Source organism: Staphylococcus sp. FSL W8-0271, from assembly GCF_038006605.1.
GTDB classification, from domain to species: Bacteria; Bacillota; Bacilli; order Staphylococcales; family Staphylococcaceae; genus Staphylococcus; species Staphylococcus cohnii.
Map to the genome: position 1 here is coordinate 992487 of NZ_JBBOVM010000001.1, position 17796 is coordinate 1010282.

The 17796-nt window shown below is 38.6% G+C and carries 9 protein-coding genes, 28 tRNA genes and 3 rRNA genes; 37 read left to right on the forward strand and 3 right to left on the reverse strand.

Going from position 1 to position 17796, the window contains the following annotated elements; all coding sequences use genetic code 11:
- Positions 1-31: 31 nt before the first annotated feature.
- A complete protein-coding gene (locus NST87_RS04840) occupies positions 32-1009 on the reverse strand; it encodes a metal-dependent hydrolase (protein ID WP_019469631.1) in 978 nt (325 codons plus the stop codon).
- Positions 1010-1132: 123 nt separating this feature from the next.
- Between NST87_RS04840 and mutY the strand changes: the two genes are divergently transcribed.
- From mutY to NST87_RS04855, 3 genes are all read left to right on the forward strand, one after another.
- Positions 1133-2179, forward strand: a complete 1047-nt coding sequence (mutY, locus tag NST87_RS04845; protein WP_019469632.1) for an A/G-specific adenine glycosylase — start codon at positions 1133-1135, stop codon at positions 2177-2179.
- A 66-nt stretch (positions 2180-2245) separates the two neighbouring features.
- Entirely contained in the window at positions 2246-2788 is a 543-nt protein-coding gene (gene ntdP / locus NST87_RS04850; protein WP_019469633.1) for a nucleoside tri-diphosphate phosphatase, read from the forward strand.
- 196 nt (positions 2789-2984) lie between these two features.
- Positions 2985-4721 carry an ABC transporter ATP-binding protein gene (locus NST87_RS04855; RefSeq protein ID WP_019469634.1) on the forward strand — a complete coding sequence of 579 codons (1737 nt, stop codon included), beginning with the start codon at positions 2985-2987 and terminating at the stop codon, positions 4719-4721.
- Between the two features lie 131 nt (positions 4722-4852).
- Here NST87_RS04855 and NST87_RS04860 read toward each other — a convergent pair whose 3' ends face one another.
- Both NST87_RS04860 and NST87_RS04865 read right to left on the reverse strand, forming a co-directional pair.
- A complete protein-coding gene (locus NST87_RS04860; protein ID WP_019469635.1) occupies positions 4853-5947 on the reverse strand; it encodes an FUSC family protein in 1095 nt (364 codons plus the stop codon).
- 75 nt (positions 5948-6022) lie between these two features.
- Positions 6023-7312 (reverse strand): glutamate-1-semialdehyde 2,1-aminomutase, encoded by a 1290-nt coding sequence (locus NST87_RS04865; protein WP_019469636.1) that lies wholly within the window; start codon positions 7310-7312, stop codon positions 6023-6025.
- A gap of 81 nt (positions 7313-7393) precedes the next feature.
- Between NST87_RS04865 and bcp the strand changes: the two genes are divergently transcribed.
- From bcp to NST87_RS05035, 34 genes are all read left to right on the forward strand, one after another.
- Positions 7394-7849 carry a thioredoxin-dependent thiol peroxidase gene (gene bcp / locus NST87_RS04870; RefSeq protein ID WP_040029812.1) on the forward strand — a complete coding sequence of 152 codons (456 nt, stop codon included), beginning with the start codon at positions 7394-7396 and terminating at the stop codon, positions 7847-7849.
- 6 nt (positions 7850-7855) lie between these two features.
- Positions 7856-8806 (forward strand): NAD(P)-dependent oxidoreductase, encoded by a 951-nt coding sequence (locus tag NST87_RS04875; RefSeq protein WP_040029813.1) that lies wholly within the window; start codon positions 7856-7858, stop codon positions 8804-8806.
- A gap of 94 nt (positions 8807-8900) precedes the next feature.
- Positions 8901-9362, forward strand: coding sequence for a peroxide-responsive transcriptional repressor PerR (gene perR / locus NST87_RS04880; RefSeq protein ID WP_019469639.1), 462 nt, complete (start codon positions 8901-8903; stop codon positions 9360-9362).
- A gap of 622 nt (positions 9363-9984) precedes the next feature.
- Positions 9985-11537, forward strand: a 16S ribosomal RNA gene (locus tag NST87_RS04885).
- 101 nt (positions 11538-11638) lie between these two features.
- Positions 11639-11715 (forward strand) — tRNA-Ile (locus NST87_RS04890).
- Between the two features lie 21 nt (positions 11716-11736).
- Positions 11737-11812 (forward strand) — tRNA-Ala (locus tag NST87_RS04895).
- 193 nt (positions 11813-12005) lie between these two features.
- Positions 12006-14926 (forward strand): 23S ribosomal RNA (locus tag NST87_RS04900).
- A 77-nt stretch (positions 14927-15003) separates the two neighbouring features.
- A 5S ribosomal RNA gene (rrf, locus tag NST87_RS04905) occupies positions 15004-15118 on the forward strand.
- Together the 16S, 23S and 5S rRNA genes with 28 tRNA genes alongside form the textbook arrangement of a ribosomal RNA operon.
- Before the next feature lie 10 nt (positions 15119-15128).
- Positions 15129-15204, forward strand: a tRNA-Val gene (locus tag NST87_RS04910).
- Between the two features lie 9 nt (positions 15205-15213).
- Positions 15214-15289 (forward strand) — tRNA-Thr (locus tag NST87_RS04915).
- 6 nt (positions 15290-15295) lie between these two features.
- Positions 15296-15371: transfer RNA gene (locus NST87_RS04920), tRNA-Lys, on the forward strand.
- Positions 15372-15384: 13 nt separating this feature from the next.
- A tRNA-Leu gene (locus tag NST87_RS04925) sits at positions 15385-15466 on the forward strand.
- A 3-nt stretch (positions 15467-15469) separates the two neighbouring features.
- Positions 15470-15544, forward strand: a tRNA-Gly gene (locus NST87_RS04930).
- Positions 15545-15551: 7 nt separating this feature from the next.
- A tRNA-Leu gene (locus NST87_RS04935) sits at positions 15552-15640 on the forward strand.
- A 12-nt stretch (positions 15641-15652) separates the two neighbouring features.
- A tRNA-Arg gene (locus NST87_RS04940) sits at positions 15653-15726 on the forward strand.
- Positions 15727-15752: 26 nt separating this feature from the next.
- Positions 15753-15826: transfer RNA gene (locus NST87_RS04945), tRNA-Pro, on the forward strand.
- Between the two features lie 24 nt (positions 15827-15850).
- Positions 15851-15926: transfer RNA gene (locus tag NST87_RS04950), tRNA-Ala, on the forward strand.
- Positions 15927-15955: 29 nt separating this feature from the next.
- Positions 15956-16029: transfer RNA gene (locus tag NST87_RS04955), tRNA-Met, on the forward strand.
- 26 nt (positions 16030-16055) lie between these two features.
- Positions 16056-16129, forward strand: a tRNA-Ile gene (locus NST87_RS04960).
- A 9-nt stretch (positions 16130-16138) separates the two neighbouring features.
- A tRNA-Ser gene (locus tag NST87_RS04965) sits at positions 16139-16231 on the forward strand.
- 40 nt (positions 16232-16271) lie between these two features.
- A tRNA-Ser gene (locus NST87_RS04970) sits at positions 16272-16364 on the forward strand.
- A 13-nt stretch (positions 16365-16377) separates the two neighbouring features.
- Positions 16378-16451: transfer RNA gene (locus tag NST87_RS04975), tRNA-Met, on the forward strand.
- Between the two features lie 11 nt (positions 16452-16462).
- A tRNA-Asp gene (locus NST87_RS04980) sits at positions 16463-16538 on the forward strand.
- 15 nt (positions 16539-16553) lie between these two features.
- Positions 16554-16626, forward strand: a tRNA-Phe gene (locus tag NST87_RS04985).
- A gap of 10 nt (positions 16627-16636) precedes the next feature.
- Positions 16637-16712, forward strand: a tRNA-Thr gene (locus NST87_RS04990).
- Positions 16713-16719: 7 nt separating this feature from the next.
- Positions 16720-16803 (forward strand) — tRNA-Tyr (locus NST87_RS04995).
- An 11-nt stretch (positions 16804-16814) separates the two neighbouring features.
- Positions 16815-16888 (forward strand) — tRNA-Trp (locus NST87_RS05000).
- A gap of 2 nt (positions 16889-16890) precedes the next feature.
- Positions 16891-16963 (forward strand) — tRNA-His (locus NST87_RS05005).
- A gap of 12 nt (positions 16964-16975) precedes the next feature.
- Positions 16976-17047, forward strand: a tRNA-Gln gene (locus tag NST87_RS05010).
- Between the two features lie 7 nt (positions 17048-17054).
- A tRNA-Cys gene (locus tag NST87_RS05015) sits at positions 17055-17128 on the forward strand.
- An 8-nt stretch (positions 17129-17136) separates the two neighbouring features.
- Positions 17137-17211: transfer RNA gene (locus NST87_RS05020), tRNA-Gly, on the forward strand.
- A gap of 16 nt (positions 17212-17227) precedes the next feature.
- Positions 17228-17302: transfer RNA gene (locus tag NST87_RS05025), tRNA-Gly, on the forward strand.
- 17 nt (positions 17303-17319) lie between these two features.
- Positions 17320-17394 (forward strand) — tRNA-Gly (locus NST87_RS05030).
- A 41-nt stretch (positions 17395-17435) separates the two neighbouring features.
- Positions 17436-17518, forward strand: a tRNA-Leu gene (locus tag NST87_RS05035).
- The last annotated feature ends 278 nt before the right edge of the window (positions 17519-17796 follow it).

The window sequence follows — 17796 nt, forward strand, 5'->3', positions numbered from 1 at the left end:
TGTCTCAGCCTTTGTTAATATCAATAAAATATCACTTAGCAAATAATTTTCTTTGTAGTTTATCTTCGCTAAACACCCAACCAATATAAGAATGATCAATATTCATAAACTCATCTAAATGTGCGATTGCTACAAATGAATAGTGTCCGTTTTTGAGATAGCGTAAATCAATCAATCTAATTTCTGTCGTATCATCATCTAATTTTCTAGCTTCCCAACGATAAATAGATGAGAAGTTAAGGAAAGTTTTGATATTTTTATCATCTTCAACAAACTGCATTAAATCATTACTAGGGAAAGAATGACGTTCTGATTTATCACTAAAAACGATGTTTCTACCATAACTTCGTCCAACATAATCGTACTTTTCTGTTTGAATAGCTACGCGCCATTCCATAAATCGCATGGTAGGTGCAACAAAAACTTTAACAGGATTATGTTCTTGCTTTATCTGTTTAAGTGCTTGTTGTTTAATGATGGCTTGCATTCTAAAACGAATAATATAATAAACAACAAGAATAGCAAAAATAGGGAAGAATGAAATGTAAGGATGTAAGCCTAATACCCAAAGTATAATGCCAACACACCACAGAGTGAATATGATTGGATCAAAAGTATTGATTACACTTAGTTGAATCCATTTATTTGTGATGGGTCTGAGCGCCTGAGTTCCATAAGAATTAAATATATCTACAAAGACATGAAGAAAAACTGCAAGCTGAGCCCATAACCATATATGGCTAGCATCAATATTTTTGAAAAATGTAAAAATAAATAAAGTTATAAGTAATGGCCACAAAATCGTAAAAGGTATTGAATGTGTTATACCTCTATGATTTGATATATAAGTAGCATTATCTTTAAGTTTTAAAACTGTATCACCATCTGGTATCAGTGAACCAATGATTAGAGTCGTTGCTGTTGCTGCAAATGAGCCAGTCATTGCAGGATCTTGTGTTGCCAAAGCGGTTAATCCAATACCCATGACAATATGCGTACCTGTATCCATAAGTATCCTCTCATTTCATTTCAATATTATTTCTATTATAATCTAATATACTAAATAATAAAATTAACATACTAAAATGAAGAAAAAAAGTTTTAGAATCACATAGAGAAAGAGATGTATAACATGTATAATGAATCGCAATTTAAAAATAATCTCGTAAAATGGTTTGAGAAAAATCAAAGACAAATGCCTTGGAGAGAAACTAAAAATCCATACTATATTTGGTTGAGTGAAGTAATGTTACAACAAACCCAAGTGAAGACGGTTATTGATTATTATCATAAATTTGTAAATAGGTTTCCAACAATTACTGATTTAAGTAATGCACATGAAGATGAAGTGCTTAAATATTGGGAAGGGCTTGGTTATTATAGCCGTGCACGTAACTTCCATACTGCGATAAAAGATGTAGCAATTAATTATAATGGTGAAGTTCCCGATGACCCTGAGCGCTTTAAAGAACTTAAAGGTGTGGGTCCATATACACAAGCAGCAGTCATGAGTATTGCTTTCAATCTTCCATTAGCAACAGTAGATGGTAACGTTTTTAGAGTTTGGTCAAGATTAAACAATGATCATCGTGATACCAAATTACAAACCACAAGAAAAGCATTTGAAAAGGAATTGGAAGTTTATGTCCAAGAGGATTCAGGTACTTTCAATCAAGCTATGATGGAACTAGGTGCATTAATTTGTACACCTAAAAACGCGTTATGTATGTTTTGTCCTGTCCAAGAACATTGTGAAGCTTTTAAACAAGGAACAGTAGATGAGTTACCTGTAAAAACTACGAAAGTGAAGAAAAAACATATCAAACAAAATGTATATATCGTGTGTAACGAAAAAGGCGATTTATTAATTGAAAAAAGAACCCAAAAACTTTTGAATAATATGTGGGAATTTCCTATGTATGAAGCGGAAAGTAATGAAAATATTAATACGGAGTTATCTACAGAAATTGAATTTCAAAGTAAACCTGTTTATTCATTAAAACATCAATTCACACATTTAACTTGGGATATTGATGTATATTTATCTCAAAGTTACGTTAGACAACAAGAAATTACATTAACTGACAACATGGTGTGGATGCGCGTTAATGATAAAGATGAATATAATTTCCCAGTAAGTATGTCAAAAATATATAATTTTTTGCTAACAAATATTTAAGGTCGTTCTGTCATCGCTAATTATGTTATAATTCAATATGTGAAATCAGAAAAGGTGGTGTGGAGCATGGTTAAAGAGTCCATACCTAAAGAGGGTCAGACGATAAAAATTCAAAGTTATAAACACGATGGAAACATACACCGTGTTTGGTCTGAAACAACTATTTTAAAAGGTACGGATCATGTTGTCATTGGTGGTAATGACCATACATTGGTAACAGAAAGTGATAATCGCACATGGATTACAAGAGAACCTGCAATTGTATACTTCCATTCCGAATATTGGTTTAATGTTATTTGTATGTTTAGAGAAGATGGTGTTTATTATTATTGTAATTTATCTTCACCATTTGTATGTGATGAGGAAGCTCTAAAATATATAGATTACGATTTAGATATTAAAGTTTATCCCAATGGTAAATATCATTTATTAGATGAGGACGAATATGAGCAACATATGCGCCAAATGAATTATTCATCTGATATTGATGTGATTTTACGAAGAAATGTAGATATTCTTCAACAATGGATTGAGCAGAAAAAAGGGCCATTTGCACCAGACTTTATTAAAGTTTGGCGTGAAAGATTCAAAAAGATTAGAGATTATTAAGCATATTTAATGTATTTGATAGTTATATTCGATATAGTTATGTAGGTATATATGATACAAGTTAATTGTATAGAATAAAAAAATCATAGCAAATGCTTAACTAAATCATCTGATTGTAGATAATTGTTTAACAGCCTCGTTGAATTTCAGCGAAGGCTGTTTCATTTGCTGAAATAAGCAAGGAGGTATAGTTTGTATGATTCGCAGATATATACAATTCGTAAAACCATATAAATGGCGAATCATTGCCACAATTCTTGTAGGTATCTTAAAATTTGGTATTCCAATGCTTATTCCGTTATTAATTAAATACGTTATTGATGACATTATCAATAATGGTGCAATTTCGGTAGAAGAAAAATTTACTAGATTAGGAATTGCGCTAGGAATAGCCTTATTTATTTTTGTAATCGTAAGACCACCTATAGAATTTTTAAGACAATATTTAGCTCAGTGGACAAGTAATAAAATATTATATGATATTCGTAAGCGTCTATATAATCATTTACAAGCACTAAGTGCAAGATTTTATGCTAATAACCAAGCTGGGCAAGTTATTTCAAGAGTAATTAATGATGTTGAACAGACAAAAGATTTCATTTTAACAGGACTTATGAATATTTGGCTTGATTGCATAACAATCATTATTGCCTTATCAATTATGTTTGTATTAGATGTAAAATTAACACTGGCTGCAATTATTGTATTTCCAGTGTATATTCTGACTGTCTATTTCTTCTTTGGACGTTTAAGAAATTTAACACGAAAAAGATCACAAGCTTTGGCTGAAGTCCAAGGTTTTTTACATGAACGTGTACAGGGCATGTCAGTCATCAAAAGTTTTGCAATAGAAGATAACGAAGCAGTTAACTTTGATAAACATAATAGTAATTTCTTACAACGTGCATTTACACATACAAGATGGAATGCTTATTCATTTTCTGCAATTAATACAGTGACTGATTTAGGACCTTTAATTGTAATTGGTTCTGGTGCAGTATTAGCTATCAACGGTTCCATTACAGTAGGTACACTCGCTGCATTTGTGGGTTATCTTGAACAATTATTTGGTCCATTACGTAGATTGGTTTCTTCATTTACTACGTTAACGCAAAGTTTTGCATCAATGGACCGTGTCTTCCAGCTAATGGATGAAGGTTATGATATTAAAAATAAAAAAGGTGCCTTACCATTAGAAATTAAAGAAGGACGTATTGAAATAAATAATGTGAGTTTTAAATATAATGCAGATGAATCTACGATATTAAACCATATTAATTTGGATATCGAACAAGGAGAAACGGTAGCATTTGTCGGTATGAGTGGTGGAGGAAAATCGACACTTATCAATCTTATACCGAGATTTTATGATGTTACAGATGGCGAAATCAAAATTGATGGTACCAATATAAAATCCTACTTAACAGGCAGTCTCAGACATCAAATCGGATTAGTCCAACAAGATAACGTACTATTCTCAGATACAATTAAAGAAAATATTTTATTAGGTAGACCTGATGCAACAGACGAAGAAGTCATTGCAGCTGCAAAAATGGCGAACGCACATGATTTCATTATGGAATTAACAGATGGATATGATACAGAAGTGGGTGAAAGAGGCGTCAAACTTTCTGGAGGTCAGAAGCAACGCATATCTATTGCGCGAATCTTCTTAAATAATCCACCGATAATTATACTAGATGAAGCAACAAGTGCATTAGATTTAGAAAGTGAATCTATAATTCAAGATGCATTAAATATTTTAAGTAAAGATCGTACAACATTAATTGTGGCACATAGACTATCTACAATTACTCATGCAGATAAAATTGTTGTTATAGAAAATGGTGAGGTAGTAGAAAGTGGAACACATCAAGAATTACTAGCGAAAAAAGGTGCTTATGAACATCTATATAGTATTCAAAATCTATAAAAGTGATTTGCTAAATTTTGATTGTTTAAGCGCAGTGAAAGTGTAAGCATAATTTTAAATTGAATAAAAGAGATAAAAGACCAGAGACATTTTATATTGTCTCTGGTCTTTTTAGTTCAAATTTTGAGGATTTATAAATCAAAATCTTCTTCTTCAATTTCAATTTCATTATCATTAGAGTGATATGAGAAGAAACTGATAACTAAGCGATCCAAATGTTCTATAGTATAACGATATTCTTCAATAGCTGAAATAATCTGCATTATATTTGTAAATGAATATGTTGTTTGGTATGGATCTTTAATGATTTCTCGTTGGAAAGCATCCATTAAATCCTTTTTTTGTGGATTTTCAATCTGACTATCAAAATGACTTATATCATATCGTGCTTTTTTTGAAATGCTGATGAAAATTTGTTCGTGATAAGCAATGAGCAAATCTATTTCTAATTTTATTTGAAGTAACAACTCATTATTTAAATTATGAAGATCGTTTTGATAACGATTCATTCGTTTTAAAACATCGTATGCTTGCCGTGTACTACGCACGACTTGTTTAAATAGAATTTTTTTTCTATTTTGTGCATAAATTTGTTTTTTCGTCCAAGGTCGTTCTTCCTCATAGTATTCAAATATTTGCTCTAATTTCGAAATTCGTTTGCTGATTAGCCCTCTATCTTCTTTTATATGATGATATTCAGATGTATCATTTAACACAAGTTTGAACCATACAAAGATATCTGAACAAATGTTTAATGAATTATAATAAATTTTAGACTCGAATTTAGGGGGTAAGAATAAAAGATTAACTGCAGAAGAACTAATTACACCTACCATAACAAGGACAAATCTGTAAAATGCAGAAATATAAAAGTTACCAGTATGTGTTCCCATAATAATTAATGCAGTTATACTTGCAAGTGTAGCTACATGTTCCAATTTAAAACGGAATAAAATAGCAATTAATAATATAACAGTAACCCCCATGATTACTGGATTATTACCAAAAACAGTAACCATAACTACTGCGAGTATTGCACCGATCAGGTTACCAATTGCTCTTTCAGAAATTGTTTTAATGGAACGAAAAACACTTGGTTGCATCGCGATTACCGCACTGACAGCAGCGATTGCTTTTAATCCTGCTTCATCAGGGAACAGAGAAGCGATAAACAAAGCAAGTATAATAGCTATACCTGTCTTCAGAATGCGTGCTCCTAATTTCAAATGTACCGCTCCTTCGTATATTTAATAAAATTATGTTTATACTTGTTATACAACGATTCCCTATAAAATTCAAGTTTATTTCATTTGACTAAAAGCGTAATCTACAGCATCTAATGTTTTATCAATATCATCTTTAGTATGTTCAGTTGTTAAAAACCAAGCTTCAAATTTTGAAGGAGCAAGATTAATGCCTTGATGTAACATGAGTTTAAAGAATTGTGCGAAAGCATCACCATCTGAATTTTCAACTTGATCATAATGTGTGACAATTTCATTTGTAAAATAAAGTGTTAATGCACCATAAACTCTATTGACTGTAGCAGTTATATTATGTTTTTGAATTAATTTATTCAAACCATCTTCTAATTGTTGACCTAGGCTATCTAAATGTTCGTAGATACCATCTTGTTCTAATACTTCTAATAATGCGATGCCTGCTTTCATAGATAATGGATTACCAGCCATCGTTCCAGCTTGATATGCAGGGCCTAGAGGAGCAACTTGTTCCATAATGTCTTGTTTGCCACCATAACCACCAATAGGTAGACCGCCACCTACTATTTTACCGAAAGCTGTTAAATCTGGATAAACTTGATATAAATCTTGAGCTCCGCCAAAATGGAAACGAAATGCAGTAATAACCTCATCATAAATTACTAAACTTCCATTATTATGTGTAATTTCATTTACTTGTTCTAAAAACCCAGGTTTAGGTTTGACCATACCAAAATTACCAACGATAGGTTCGACTAATACTGCTGCAATATCATCTCCCCAATAATCAATTGCTTCTTTATAAGACTCTATATCATTGTAAGGTACCGTGATGACTTCTTGAGCTACACTTTGAGGAACTCCGGCTGAGTCAGGTGATCCTAATTGAGATGGACCACTCCCAGCTGCAACTAATACTAAATCTGAGTGACCGTGATATTGGCCAGAAAATTTAATTATCTTATTTCTTTTAGTATACGCACGTGCCACTCGTATGGTTGTCATTACAGCTTCTGTTCCAGAATTAACGAAGCGAATTTTTTCTAAAGAAGGGATAGCGCTACGTAATTTCTTAGCGAAATTTATTTCAAGTTCTGTTGGCGTTCCATATAATACGCCAAGTGCAGCTTGTTCTTGAATCGCTTTAGTTATATGAGGATGAGCATGACCAGTAATTATTGGACCATAAGCTTGTAAATAATCGATATATTTATTTCCATCTACATCAAATAAATAAGGACCTTGACCTGATTTCATCATTACTGGAGCGCCACCACCTACAGCTTTATACGAACGAGAGGGTGAGTTGACGCCTCCCAATATATATTCATTTGAGTAATCTTGAAGTCTTTCACTTTCTGTAAATTTCATTAATATCAACCTCTTTTATTTAATATTTTCGTTTATTATCGTATCATATAATTATTAGTAAAAAGAAATAGGGTGAGTTATTTGTTGAAAAAAGGAGATCAATTTCCAGAATTTAAACTTGAAAACCAAAATGGCGATATTATTTCTAATGACACATTAAAAGGATATAAAGCAGTGCTTTATTTTTATCCAAGAGATAACACGCCAACATGCACAACAGAAGCCTGTGATTTTAGAGACAATTTATCATATTTTAATGAACTTAAAACAAAAGTTTATGGAATTAGTGGAGATACAAAGAAAAAACATCAAAACTTTAGTAATAAGCATAATTTAAATTTTGACTTATTGGCCGATGAAGATTATCAATTATCCACAGAAGTGGGCGTATACCAATTAAAGAAAAATTTTGGAAAAGAAACTATGGGAATCGTAAGAACTACGTTCATTATAGATGAAGATGGCATTATAATCGATGTCATAGAAAAAGTGAAAGTAAAATCACAAATGGACGAATTAAAAGCAATACTGGAGTGATTAAATATGAAAGCAGTTAGTTTGAAAAAAATGGGAAAGTTGGAAAATGATTTAGTTGAAGCTTTTCCAAACGTCAATTTTATATTTACACATGGTGTTTCTGAAATTAATGATCATGATAAAAAAGATTTAGATATACTGTTTGGGTATGATGGTCAATTAGATGAAGACTTTTTGAAGGAATGTCCGAATTTAAAATGGCTGGCTTGGTATGCTACTGGTGTCAATAATCTTCCTTTGGAATATATTAATAACCACAATATATTGTTGACGAATGGTCGTGGCGTTCATGCAAAACAAATGTCTGAATTTATTATGGCTTTTATATTAGATGACTATAAGAAAATGAAGGTTTCATTTATTAATCAAACAAATAAAAATTATGACTCAAAGTTAACTGGTAAAAGAGTGAGCGGTGAAAAGCTTTTATTTTTAGGAACAGGGAGCATAGCTCAAAAAACGGCAACTATTGCGAACGCGATGGACATGATTGTACATGGTGTTAATACAACTGGTCACCCAGTAGAAGGCTTCTCAAAAACGTATACTATTAATCATTTATCAAAAGCATTGGAAGAAGCAGATATTGTTGTAAATACGTTACCTGAAACGCAACAAACGATACATTTACTTCAAAAAGATCATTTTGAAAAGATGAAAGACTCTGCTTTATTTATTAATGTAGGAAGAGGAACAATTGTTGAGGAAAATGTAATAGCAAATGTTATGAGAGAAAACGTCATACGACAGTCATATTTAGATGTGTTTGAAAATGAGCCACTTAAACCAAGCAATCAATTATATGACATAAGTAACATTACAATTACAGCACATATCACAGGTAATGGTGTAGAAAATAAACAAGAAGTAACTGAGATATTTAAACGCAATCTTAACCATTTTCTCAATAAGGATACTTTAATTGAGAATGAAGTAGATCCCAAAACAGGATATTGATTGAAATGGTCTTTGTTTATTGACAATTCAATGATGCAACAGTTATATTAATATTAAGTAATAATAATTATTAAATAGAAAGATGGTGAGGGACATGAGTGCAGAGATGGAAACAGTTGAACATCAATTAGAAGATTCTATTGCGTCTTTAAGAGATAACGGTATAAGAATAACACCACAAAGACAGGCGATATTGAAGTTTTTAATTGTCTCTGAAACACATCCCACTGCTGATGAGATTTATCAAGCACTTTCACCCGATTTTCCAAATATAAGTGTTGCAACGATATATAATAATTTACGTGTATTTAAAGGAATTGGCATCGTTAAAGAATTGCCTTATGGAGATGCTTCAAGTCGCTTCGATTTTAATACACATAATCATTACCATGTTATATGTGAAAATTGTGGAAAGATTGTAGATTTTCATTATCCACAACTAGATGAAGTTGAACAATTAGCTCAACACGTAACAAATTTTGATGTAACGCATCATCGTATGGAAATTTATGGTCTATGTAAAGAATGTAAAGATAAAGAGAAATTACAGCAGTAATACAATTGAATAATTATAAAAGTTATTAAGATTCAAAGTGCCGCATTTTATAAAATGATTATAAATGCGGCACTTTGAATTACTAAGAGATAAATATAGATTAATAAAAGTAAAAATGCATAAGAAGATAATTATAGACAGTGTTATTGAAGGAATAGACATAAAATACAAACATAATTATAGGATTTCATAATATTAATACATATAAAAAATAATTAGTTATTACAAAGGTAAAATTTAACTAAAAAGTTATTGGAATTGAATTGACGTGTGAGATTTATCTTGATATTATATAAAAGTCGTCAAAACGAGATGACTTAAAAAAACCAAACAAAAATATTATAAAGTGTAAATTTGACACTTGTTAAAATTATTGAATGGTTATACAATATTAAATGTTGAGTTAACAAACGAAACAAACTTAATAATAATAAAGAAAATTTATTATTGACTTAACAAAAACTTAATGTTACAATTAATTCTTGTAACACATCAATGAACATTGAAAACTGAATTGCAATATGTCAACGTTAATTCCGATTTCAACATTAAATGTTGAATCAAAACAATGTGTTATTGATAACACAAATTAGTATTTTATGAGCTAATCAAACATCATATTTTTATGGAGAGTTTGATCCTGGCTCAGGATGAACGCTGGCGGCGTGCCTAATACATGCAAGTCGAGCGAACAGATAAGGAGCTTGCTCCTTTGACGTTAGCGGCGGACGGGTGAGTAACACGTGGGTAACCTACCTATAAGACTGGAATAACTCCGGGAAACCGGGGCTAATGCCGGATAACATTTAGAACCGCATGGTTCTAAAGTGAAAGATGGTTTTGCTATCACTTATAGATGGACCCGCGCCGTATTAGCTAGTTGGTAAGGTAACGGCTTACCAAGGCAACGATACGTAGCCGACCTGAGAGGGTGATCGGCCACACTGGAACTGAGACACGGTCCAGACTCCTACGGGAGGCAGCAGTAGGGAATCTTCCGCAATGGGCGAAAGCCTGACGGAGCAACGCCGCGTGAGTGATGAAGGTCTTCGGATCGTAAAACTCTGTTATTAGGGAAGAACAAATGTGTAAGTAACTATGCACGTCTTGACGGTACCTAATCAGAAAGCCACGGCTAACTACGTGCCAGCAGCCGCGGTAATACGTAGGTGGCAAGCGTTATCCGGAATTATTGGGCGTAAAGCGCGCGTAGGCGGTTTCTTAAGTCTGATGTGAAAGCCCACGGCTCAACCGTGGAGGGTCATTGGAAACTGGGAAACTTGAGTGCAGAAGAGGAAAGTGGAATTCCATGTGTAGCGGTGAAATGCGCAGAGATATGGAGGAACACCAGTGGCGAAGGCGACTTTCTGGTCTGTAACTGACGCTGATGTGCGAAAGCGTGGGGATCAAACAGGATTAGATACCCTGGTAGTCCACGCCGTAAACGATGAGTGCTAAGTGTTAGGGGGTTTCCGCCCCTTAGTGCTGCAGCTAACGCATTAAGCACTCCGCCTGGGGAGTACGACCGCAAGGTTGAAACTCAAAGGAATTGACGGGGACCCGCACAAGCGGTGGAGCATGTGGTTTAATTCGAAGCAACGCGAAGAACCTTACCAAATCTTGACATCCTTTGACAACTCTAGAGATAGAGCCTTCCCCTTCGGGGGACAAAGTGACAGGTGGTGCATGGTTGTCGTCAGCTCGTGTCGTGAGATGTTGGGTTAAGTCCCGCAACGAGCGCAACCCTTAAACTTAGTTGCCAGCATTTAGTTGGGCACTCTAAGTTGACTGCCGGTGACAAACCGGAGGAAGGTGGGGATGACGTCAAATCATCATGCCCCTTATGATTTGGGCTACACACGTGCTACAATGGACAATACAAAGGGCAGCTAAACCGCGAGGTCATGCAAATCCCATAAAGTTGTTCTCAGTTCGGATTGTAGTCTGCAACTCGACTACATGAAGCTGGAATCGCTAGTAATCGTAGATCAGCATGCTACGGTGAATACGTTCCCGGGTCTTGTACACACCGCCCGTCACACCACGAGAGTTTGTAACACCCGAAGCCGGTGGAGTAACCATTTATGGAGCTAGCCGTCGAAGGTGGGACAAATGATTGGGGTGAAGTCGTAACAAGGTAGCCGTATCGGAAGGTGCGGCTGGATCACCTCCTTTCTAAGGATATATTCGGAACATCTTCTTTAGAAGATGAAAAGGAATAACATTGACATATTGTATTCAGTTTTGAATGCTCATTTGAGTATTCTTAATCGAAGGGGCCTATAGCTCAGCTGGTTAGAGCGCACGCCTGATAAGCGTGAGGTCGGTGGTTCGAGTCCACTTAGGCCCACCATTAGAGTTTAATATCGATTTTGGGGGCTTAGCTCAGCTGGGAGAGCGCCTGCTTTGCACGCAGGAGGTCAGCGGTTCGATCCCGCTAGTCTCCACCATAGAAATTATAATTGTACATTGAAAACTAGATAAGTAAGTAAAATTTATGATTTTACCAAGCAAAACCGAGTGAATAAGAGTTTTAAATAAGCTTGAATTCAAAAAGAAATAATCGCTAGTGTTCGAAAGAACACTCACAGATTAATAACATTTTGGGTTTTCAACCGACGGTTGTCGAGTTGAAAGCAAATAGATTAAGTTATTAAGGGCGCACGGTGGATGCCTTGGCACTAGAAGCCGATGAAGGACGTTACTAACGACGATATGCTTTGGGGAGCTGTAAGTAAGCTGTGATCCAAAGATTTCCGAATGGGGAAACCCAATACGAGTTATGTCGTATTATCGATACGTAAATACATAGCGTATCGAAGGTAGACGCGGAGAACTGAAACATCTTAGTACCCGCAGGAAGAGAAAGAAAAATCGATTCCCTGAGTAGCGGCGAGCGAAACGGGAATAGCCCAAACCAACGAGCTTGCTTGTTGGGGTTGTAGGACACTCTATACGGAGTTACAAAGGAATAGATTAGACGAAGCATCTGGAAAGATGCATCAAAGAAGGTAATAATCCTGTAGTCGAAAATCTGTTCTCTCTTGAGTGGATCCTGAGTACGACGGAACACGAGAAATTCCGTCGGAATCCGGGAGGACCATCTCCCAAGGCTAAATACTCTCTAGTGACCGATAGTGAACCAGTACCGTGAGGGAAAGGTGAAAAGTACCCCGGAAGGGGAGTGAAAGAGAACTTGAAACCGTGTGCTTACAAGTAGTCAGAGCCCGTTAATGGGTGATGGCGTGCCTTTTGTAGAATGAACCGGCGAGTTACGATTTGATGCAAGGTTAAGCAGTGAATGTGGAGCCGTAGCGAAAGCGAGTCTGAATAGGGCGTTGAGTATTTGGTCGTAGACCCGAAACCAGGTGATCTACCCTTGACCAGGTTGAAGTTCAGGTAACACTGAATGGAGGACCGAACCGACTTACGTTGAAAAGTGAGCGGATGAGTTGAGGGTAGCGGAGAAATTCCAATCGAACCTGGAGATAGCTGGTTCTCTCCGAAATAGCTTTAGGGCTAGCCTCAAGTGATGATTATTGGAGGTAGAGCACTGTTTGGACGAGGGGCCCTTCTCGGGTTACCGAATTCAGACAAACTCCGAATGCCAATCAATTTAACTTGGGAGTCAGAACGCGGGTGATAAGGTCCGTGTTCGAAAGGGAAACAGCCCAGACCACCAGCTAAGGTCCCAAAATATATGTTAAGTGGAAAAGGATGTGGCGTTGCCCAGACAACTAGTATGTTGGCTTAGAAGCAGCCATCATTTAAAGAGTGCGTAATAGCTCACTAGTCGAGTGACACTGCGCCGAAAATGTACCGGGGCTAAACATATTACCGAAGCTGTGGATTGTCCGTAGGACAATGGTAGGAGAGCGTTCTAAGGGCGTTGAAGCATGATCGTAAGGACATGTGGAGCGCTTAGAAGTGAGAATGCCGGTGTGAGTAGCGAAAGACGGGTGAGAATCCCGTCCACCGATTGACTAAGGTTTCCAGAGGAAGGCTCGTCCGCTCTGGGTTAGTCGGGTCCTAAGCTGAGGCCGATAGGCGTAGGCGATGGATAACAGGTTGATATTCCTGTACCACCATGTATCGTTTTAAGCGATGGGGGGACGCAGTAGGATAGGCGAAGCGTACGATTGGATTGTACGTCCAAGCAGTAAGACTGAGTGTTAGGCAAATCCGGCACTCTTAAGGTCAAGCTGTGATGGGGAGAGGAAATTGTTTCCTCGAGTCGTTGATTTCACACTGCCGAGAAAAGCCTCTAGCTAGATTTATGGTGCCCGTACCGCAAACCGACACAGGTAGTCAAGATGAGAATTCTAAGGTGAGCGAGCGAACTCTCGTTAAGGAACTCGGCAAAATGACCCCGTAACTTCGGGAGAAGGGGTGCTCTTTAGGGTTCACGCCCAGGAGAGCCGCAGTGAATAGGCCCAAGCGACTGTTTATCAAAAACACAGGTCTCTGCTAAACCGTAAGGTGATGTATAGGGGCTGACGCCTGCCCGGTGCTGGAAGGTTAAGAGGAGTGGTTAGCTTCTGCGAAGCTACGAATCGAAGCCCCAGTAAACGGCGGCCGTAACTATAACGGTCCTAAGGTAGCGAAATTCCTTGTCGGGTAAGTTCCGACCCGCACGAAAGGCGTAACGATTTGGGCACTGTCTCAACGAGAGACTCGGTGAAATCATAGTACCTGTGAAGATGCAGGTTACCCGCGACAGGACGGAAAGACCCCGTGGAGCTTTACTGTAGTCTGATATTGAAATTCGGTACAGCTTGTACAGGATAGGTAGGAGCCTTAGATACGTGAGCGCTAGCTTACGTGGAGGCGTTGGTGGGATACTACCCTCGCTGTATTGGATTTCTAACCCGCACCATTAATCATGGTGGGAGACAGTGTCAGATGGACAGTTTGACTGGGGCGGTCGCCTCCTAAAGAGTAACGGAGGCGCTCAAAGGTTTCCTCAGAATGGTTGGAAATCATTCATAGAGTGTAAAGGCACAAGGAAGCTTGACTGCGAGACTTACAAGTCGAGCAGGGTCGAAAGACGGACTTAGTGATCCGGTGGTTCCGCATGGAAGGGCCATCGCTCAACGGATAAAAGCTACCCCGGGGATAACAGGCTTATCTCCCCCAAGAGTTCACATCGACGGGGAGGTTTGGCACCTCGATGTCGGCTCATCGCATCCTGGGGCTGTAGTCGGTCCCAAGGGTTGGGCTGTTCGCCCATTAAAGCGGTACGCGAGCTGGGTTCAGAACGTCGTGAGACAGTTCGGTCCCTATCCGTCGTGGGCGTAGGAAATTTGAGAGGAGCTGTCCTTAGTACGAGAGGACCGGGATGGACATACCTCTGGTGTACCAGTTGTCGTGCCAACGGCATCGCTGGGTAGCTATGTATGGACGGGATAAGTGCTGAAAGCATCTAAGCATGAAGCCCCCCTCAAGATGAGATTTCCCAACTTCGGTTATAAGATCCCTCAAAGATGATGAGGTTAATAGGTTCGAGGTGGAAGCATAGCGATATGTGGAGCTGACGAATACTAATCGATCGAAGACTTAATCAAATTTAAAAGTTTTGTTGGTTGAACTAAATTTTACTTACTATCTAGTTTTGAATGTATAATAGTTATACATGATATTGTCTGGTGACTATAGCAAGGAGGTCACACCTGTTCCCATGCCGAACACAGAAGTTAAGCTCCTTAGCGCCGATGGTAGTCGGACTTACGTTCCGCAAGAGTAGGACGTTGCCAGGCAATTATAAATGGAGGATTAGCTCAGCTGGGAGAGCATCTGCCTTACAAGCAGAGGGTCGGCGGTTCGAACCCGTCATCCTCCACCATTTTAATTTGCCGGCCTAGCTCAACTGGTAGAGCAACTGACTTGTAATCAGTAGGTTGGGGGTTCAAGTCCTCTGGCCGGCACCATGTTTAGAGCCATTAGCTCAGTTGGTAGAGCATCTGACTTTTAATCAGAGGGTCAGAGGTTCGAATCCTCTATGGCTCACCATTAAACATATATCGCGGGTGTGGCGGAATTGGCAGACGCACTAGACTTAGGATCTAGCGCCTTACGGCGTGGGGGTTCGACTCCCTTCACCCGCATTTGCAGAAGTAGTTCAGCGGTAGAATACGACCTTGCCAAGGTCGGGGTCGCGGGTTCGAATCCCGTCTTCTGCTCCATTATTTTGCCGGGGTGGCGGAACTGGCAGACGCACAGGACTTAAAATCCTGCGATGAGAGATCATCGTACCGGTTCGATTCCGGTCCTCGGCACCATCTTTGAATTAAGCGCCCGTAGCTCAACTGGATAGAGTGCTTGACTACGGATCAAGAGGTTATGGGTTCGACTCCTATCGGGCGCGTAATTAGTGCTTCATCCTATGAAAAACGGGAAGTAGCTCAGCTTGGTAGAGCACTTGGTTTGGGACCAAGGGGTCGTAGGTTCGAATCCTGTCTTCCCGATATCTGCTAAAATAATTTTAAAATGGGGGCTTAGCTCAGCTGGGAGAGCGCCTGCTTTGCACGCAGGAGGTCAGCGGTTCGATCCCGCTAGTCTCCACCATATATTATTGTTTCAAACTAAATTACAACGGCGGTGTAGCTCAGCTGGCTAGAGCGTACGGTTCATACCCGTGAGGTCGTGGGTTCGATTCCCTCCACCGCCACTATTATTAGTTGTAAATTATACTCTGGACCTTTAGCTCAGTTGGTCAGAGCTAACGGCTCATAACCGTTCGGTCGCAGGTTCGAATCCTGCAAGGTCCATATAATTTTGGAGGAATACCCAAGTCCGGCTGAAGGGATCGGTCTTGAAAACCGACAGGGGCTTAACGGCCCGCGGGGGTTCGAATCCCTCTTCCTCCGCCATTTTATAACAATTTAATAATTTTAATTATCATATATTTATGGAGGAATACCCAAGTTCGGCTGAAGGGATCGGTCTTGAAAACCGACAGGAGCTTAACGGCTCGCGGGGGTTCGAATCCCTCTTCCTCCGCCATTAATATCATTATCGCGGGATGGAGCAGTTCGGTAGCTCGTCGGGCTCATAACCCGAAGGTCGGTGGTTCGAATCCGCCTCCCGCAATTACTTAATTTGGTCTCGTAGTGTAGCGGTTAACACGCCTGCCTGTCACGCAGGAGATCGCGGGTTCGATTCCCGTCGAGACCGCCATTATCTTAATATTATGGTTCAATAGCTCAGTTGGTAGAGCAATGGATTGAAGCTCCATGTGTCGGCAGTTCGACTCTGTCTTGAACCATTTTATACAAGCCGGCCTAGCTCAACTGGTAGAGCAACTGACTTGTAATCAGTAGGTTGGGGGTTCAAGTCCTCTGGCCGGCACCATTTTCATGGAGGGGTAGCGAAGTGGCTAAACGCGGCGGACTGTAAATCCGCTCCTTCGGGTTCGGCAGTTCGAATCTGCCCCCCTCCACCATTCAATTTAATAGGGGCATAGTTCAAAGGTAGAATAAAGGTCTCCAAAACCTTCGATGTGGGTTCGATTCCTACTGCCCCTGCCATGGCGGTTGTGGCGAAGTGGTTAACGCATCGGATTGTGGTTCCGACACTCGTGGGTTCGATTCCCATCAACCGCCCTTATTTATTAATGGGCTATAGCCAAGCGGTAAGGCAACGGACTTTGACTCCGTCACGCGCTGGTTCGAATCCAGCTAGCCCAGTTTTATTGGCGGCATAGCCAAGTGGTAAGGCAGAGGTCTGCAAAACCTTTATCACCGGTTCAAATCCGGTTGCCGCCTCCATGAATTATGCGGGAGTAGTTCAATTTCTAGAACACATTCCTTCCCGGAATGAGATATAGGTGCAAGCCCTATCTTCCGCTCCATTTAATTTAATATCATGCGGGAGTAGTTTAACTCTTAGAACACATTCCTTCCCGGAATGAGATATAGGTGTAAGTCCTATCTTCCGCTCCATTTAGTTTTTATATCATGCGGGAGTAGTTTAACTCTTAGAACACATTCCTTCCCGGAATGAGATATAGGTGTAAGTCCTATCTTCCGCTCCATTATCACTTCCTGATTGGAAGTTTTTTGTTTATAACATTGAGCCAGCGTGGCGGAATTGGCAGACGCGCGGGACTCAAAATCCCGTTCCTTTTTGGAGTGTCGGTTCGATCCCGACCGCTGGTATAAATAGCATATTAGTATTTCTCAGAAACCTCGTTTTTAGAGGTTTCTTTTTTTATGGATTTCATTATATAACATTTACTTTAAATACTCTGAACATTGAATTGCTACAAAATATTGTGAAAATTTTGTTTTGCAAGGTTTAGTAATTTTAACTTTTTTTGTTATTCTAATTATCAGCTCAACAATTCATACTTGTTCTATTGATATTGTAAATAATAGAAAATTTGTCGTACATTTATTACAGTGCTAGTTTTTAGTTATTTAAACGCTTTGTGGCA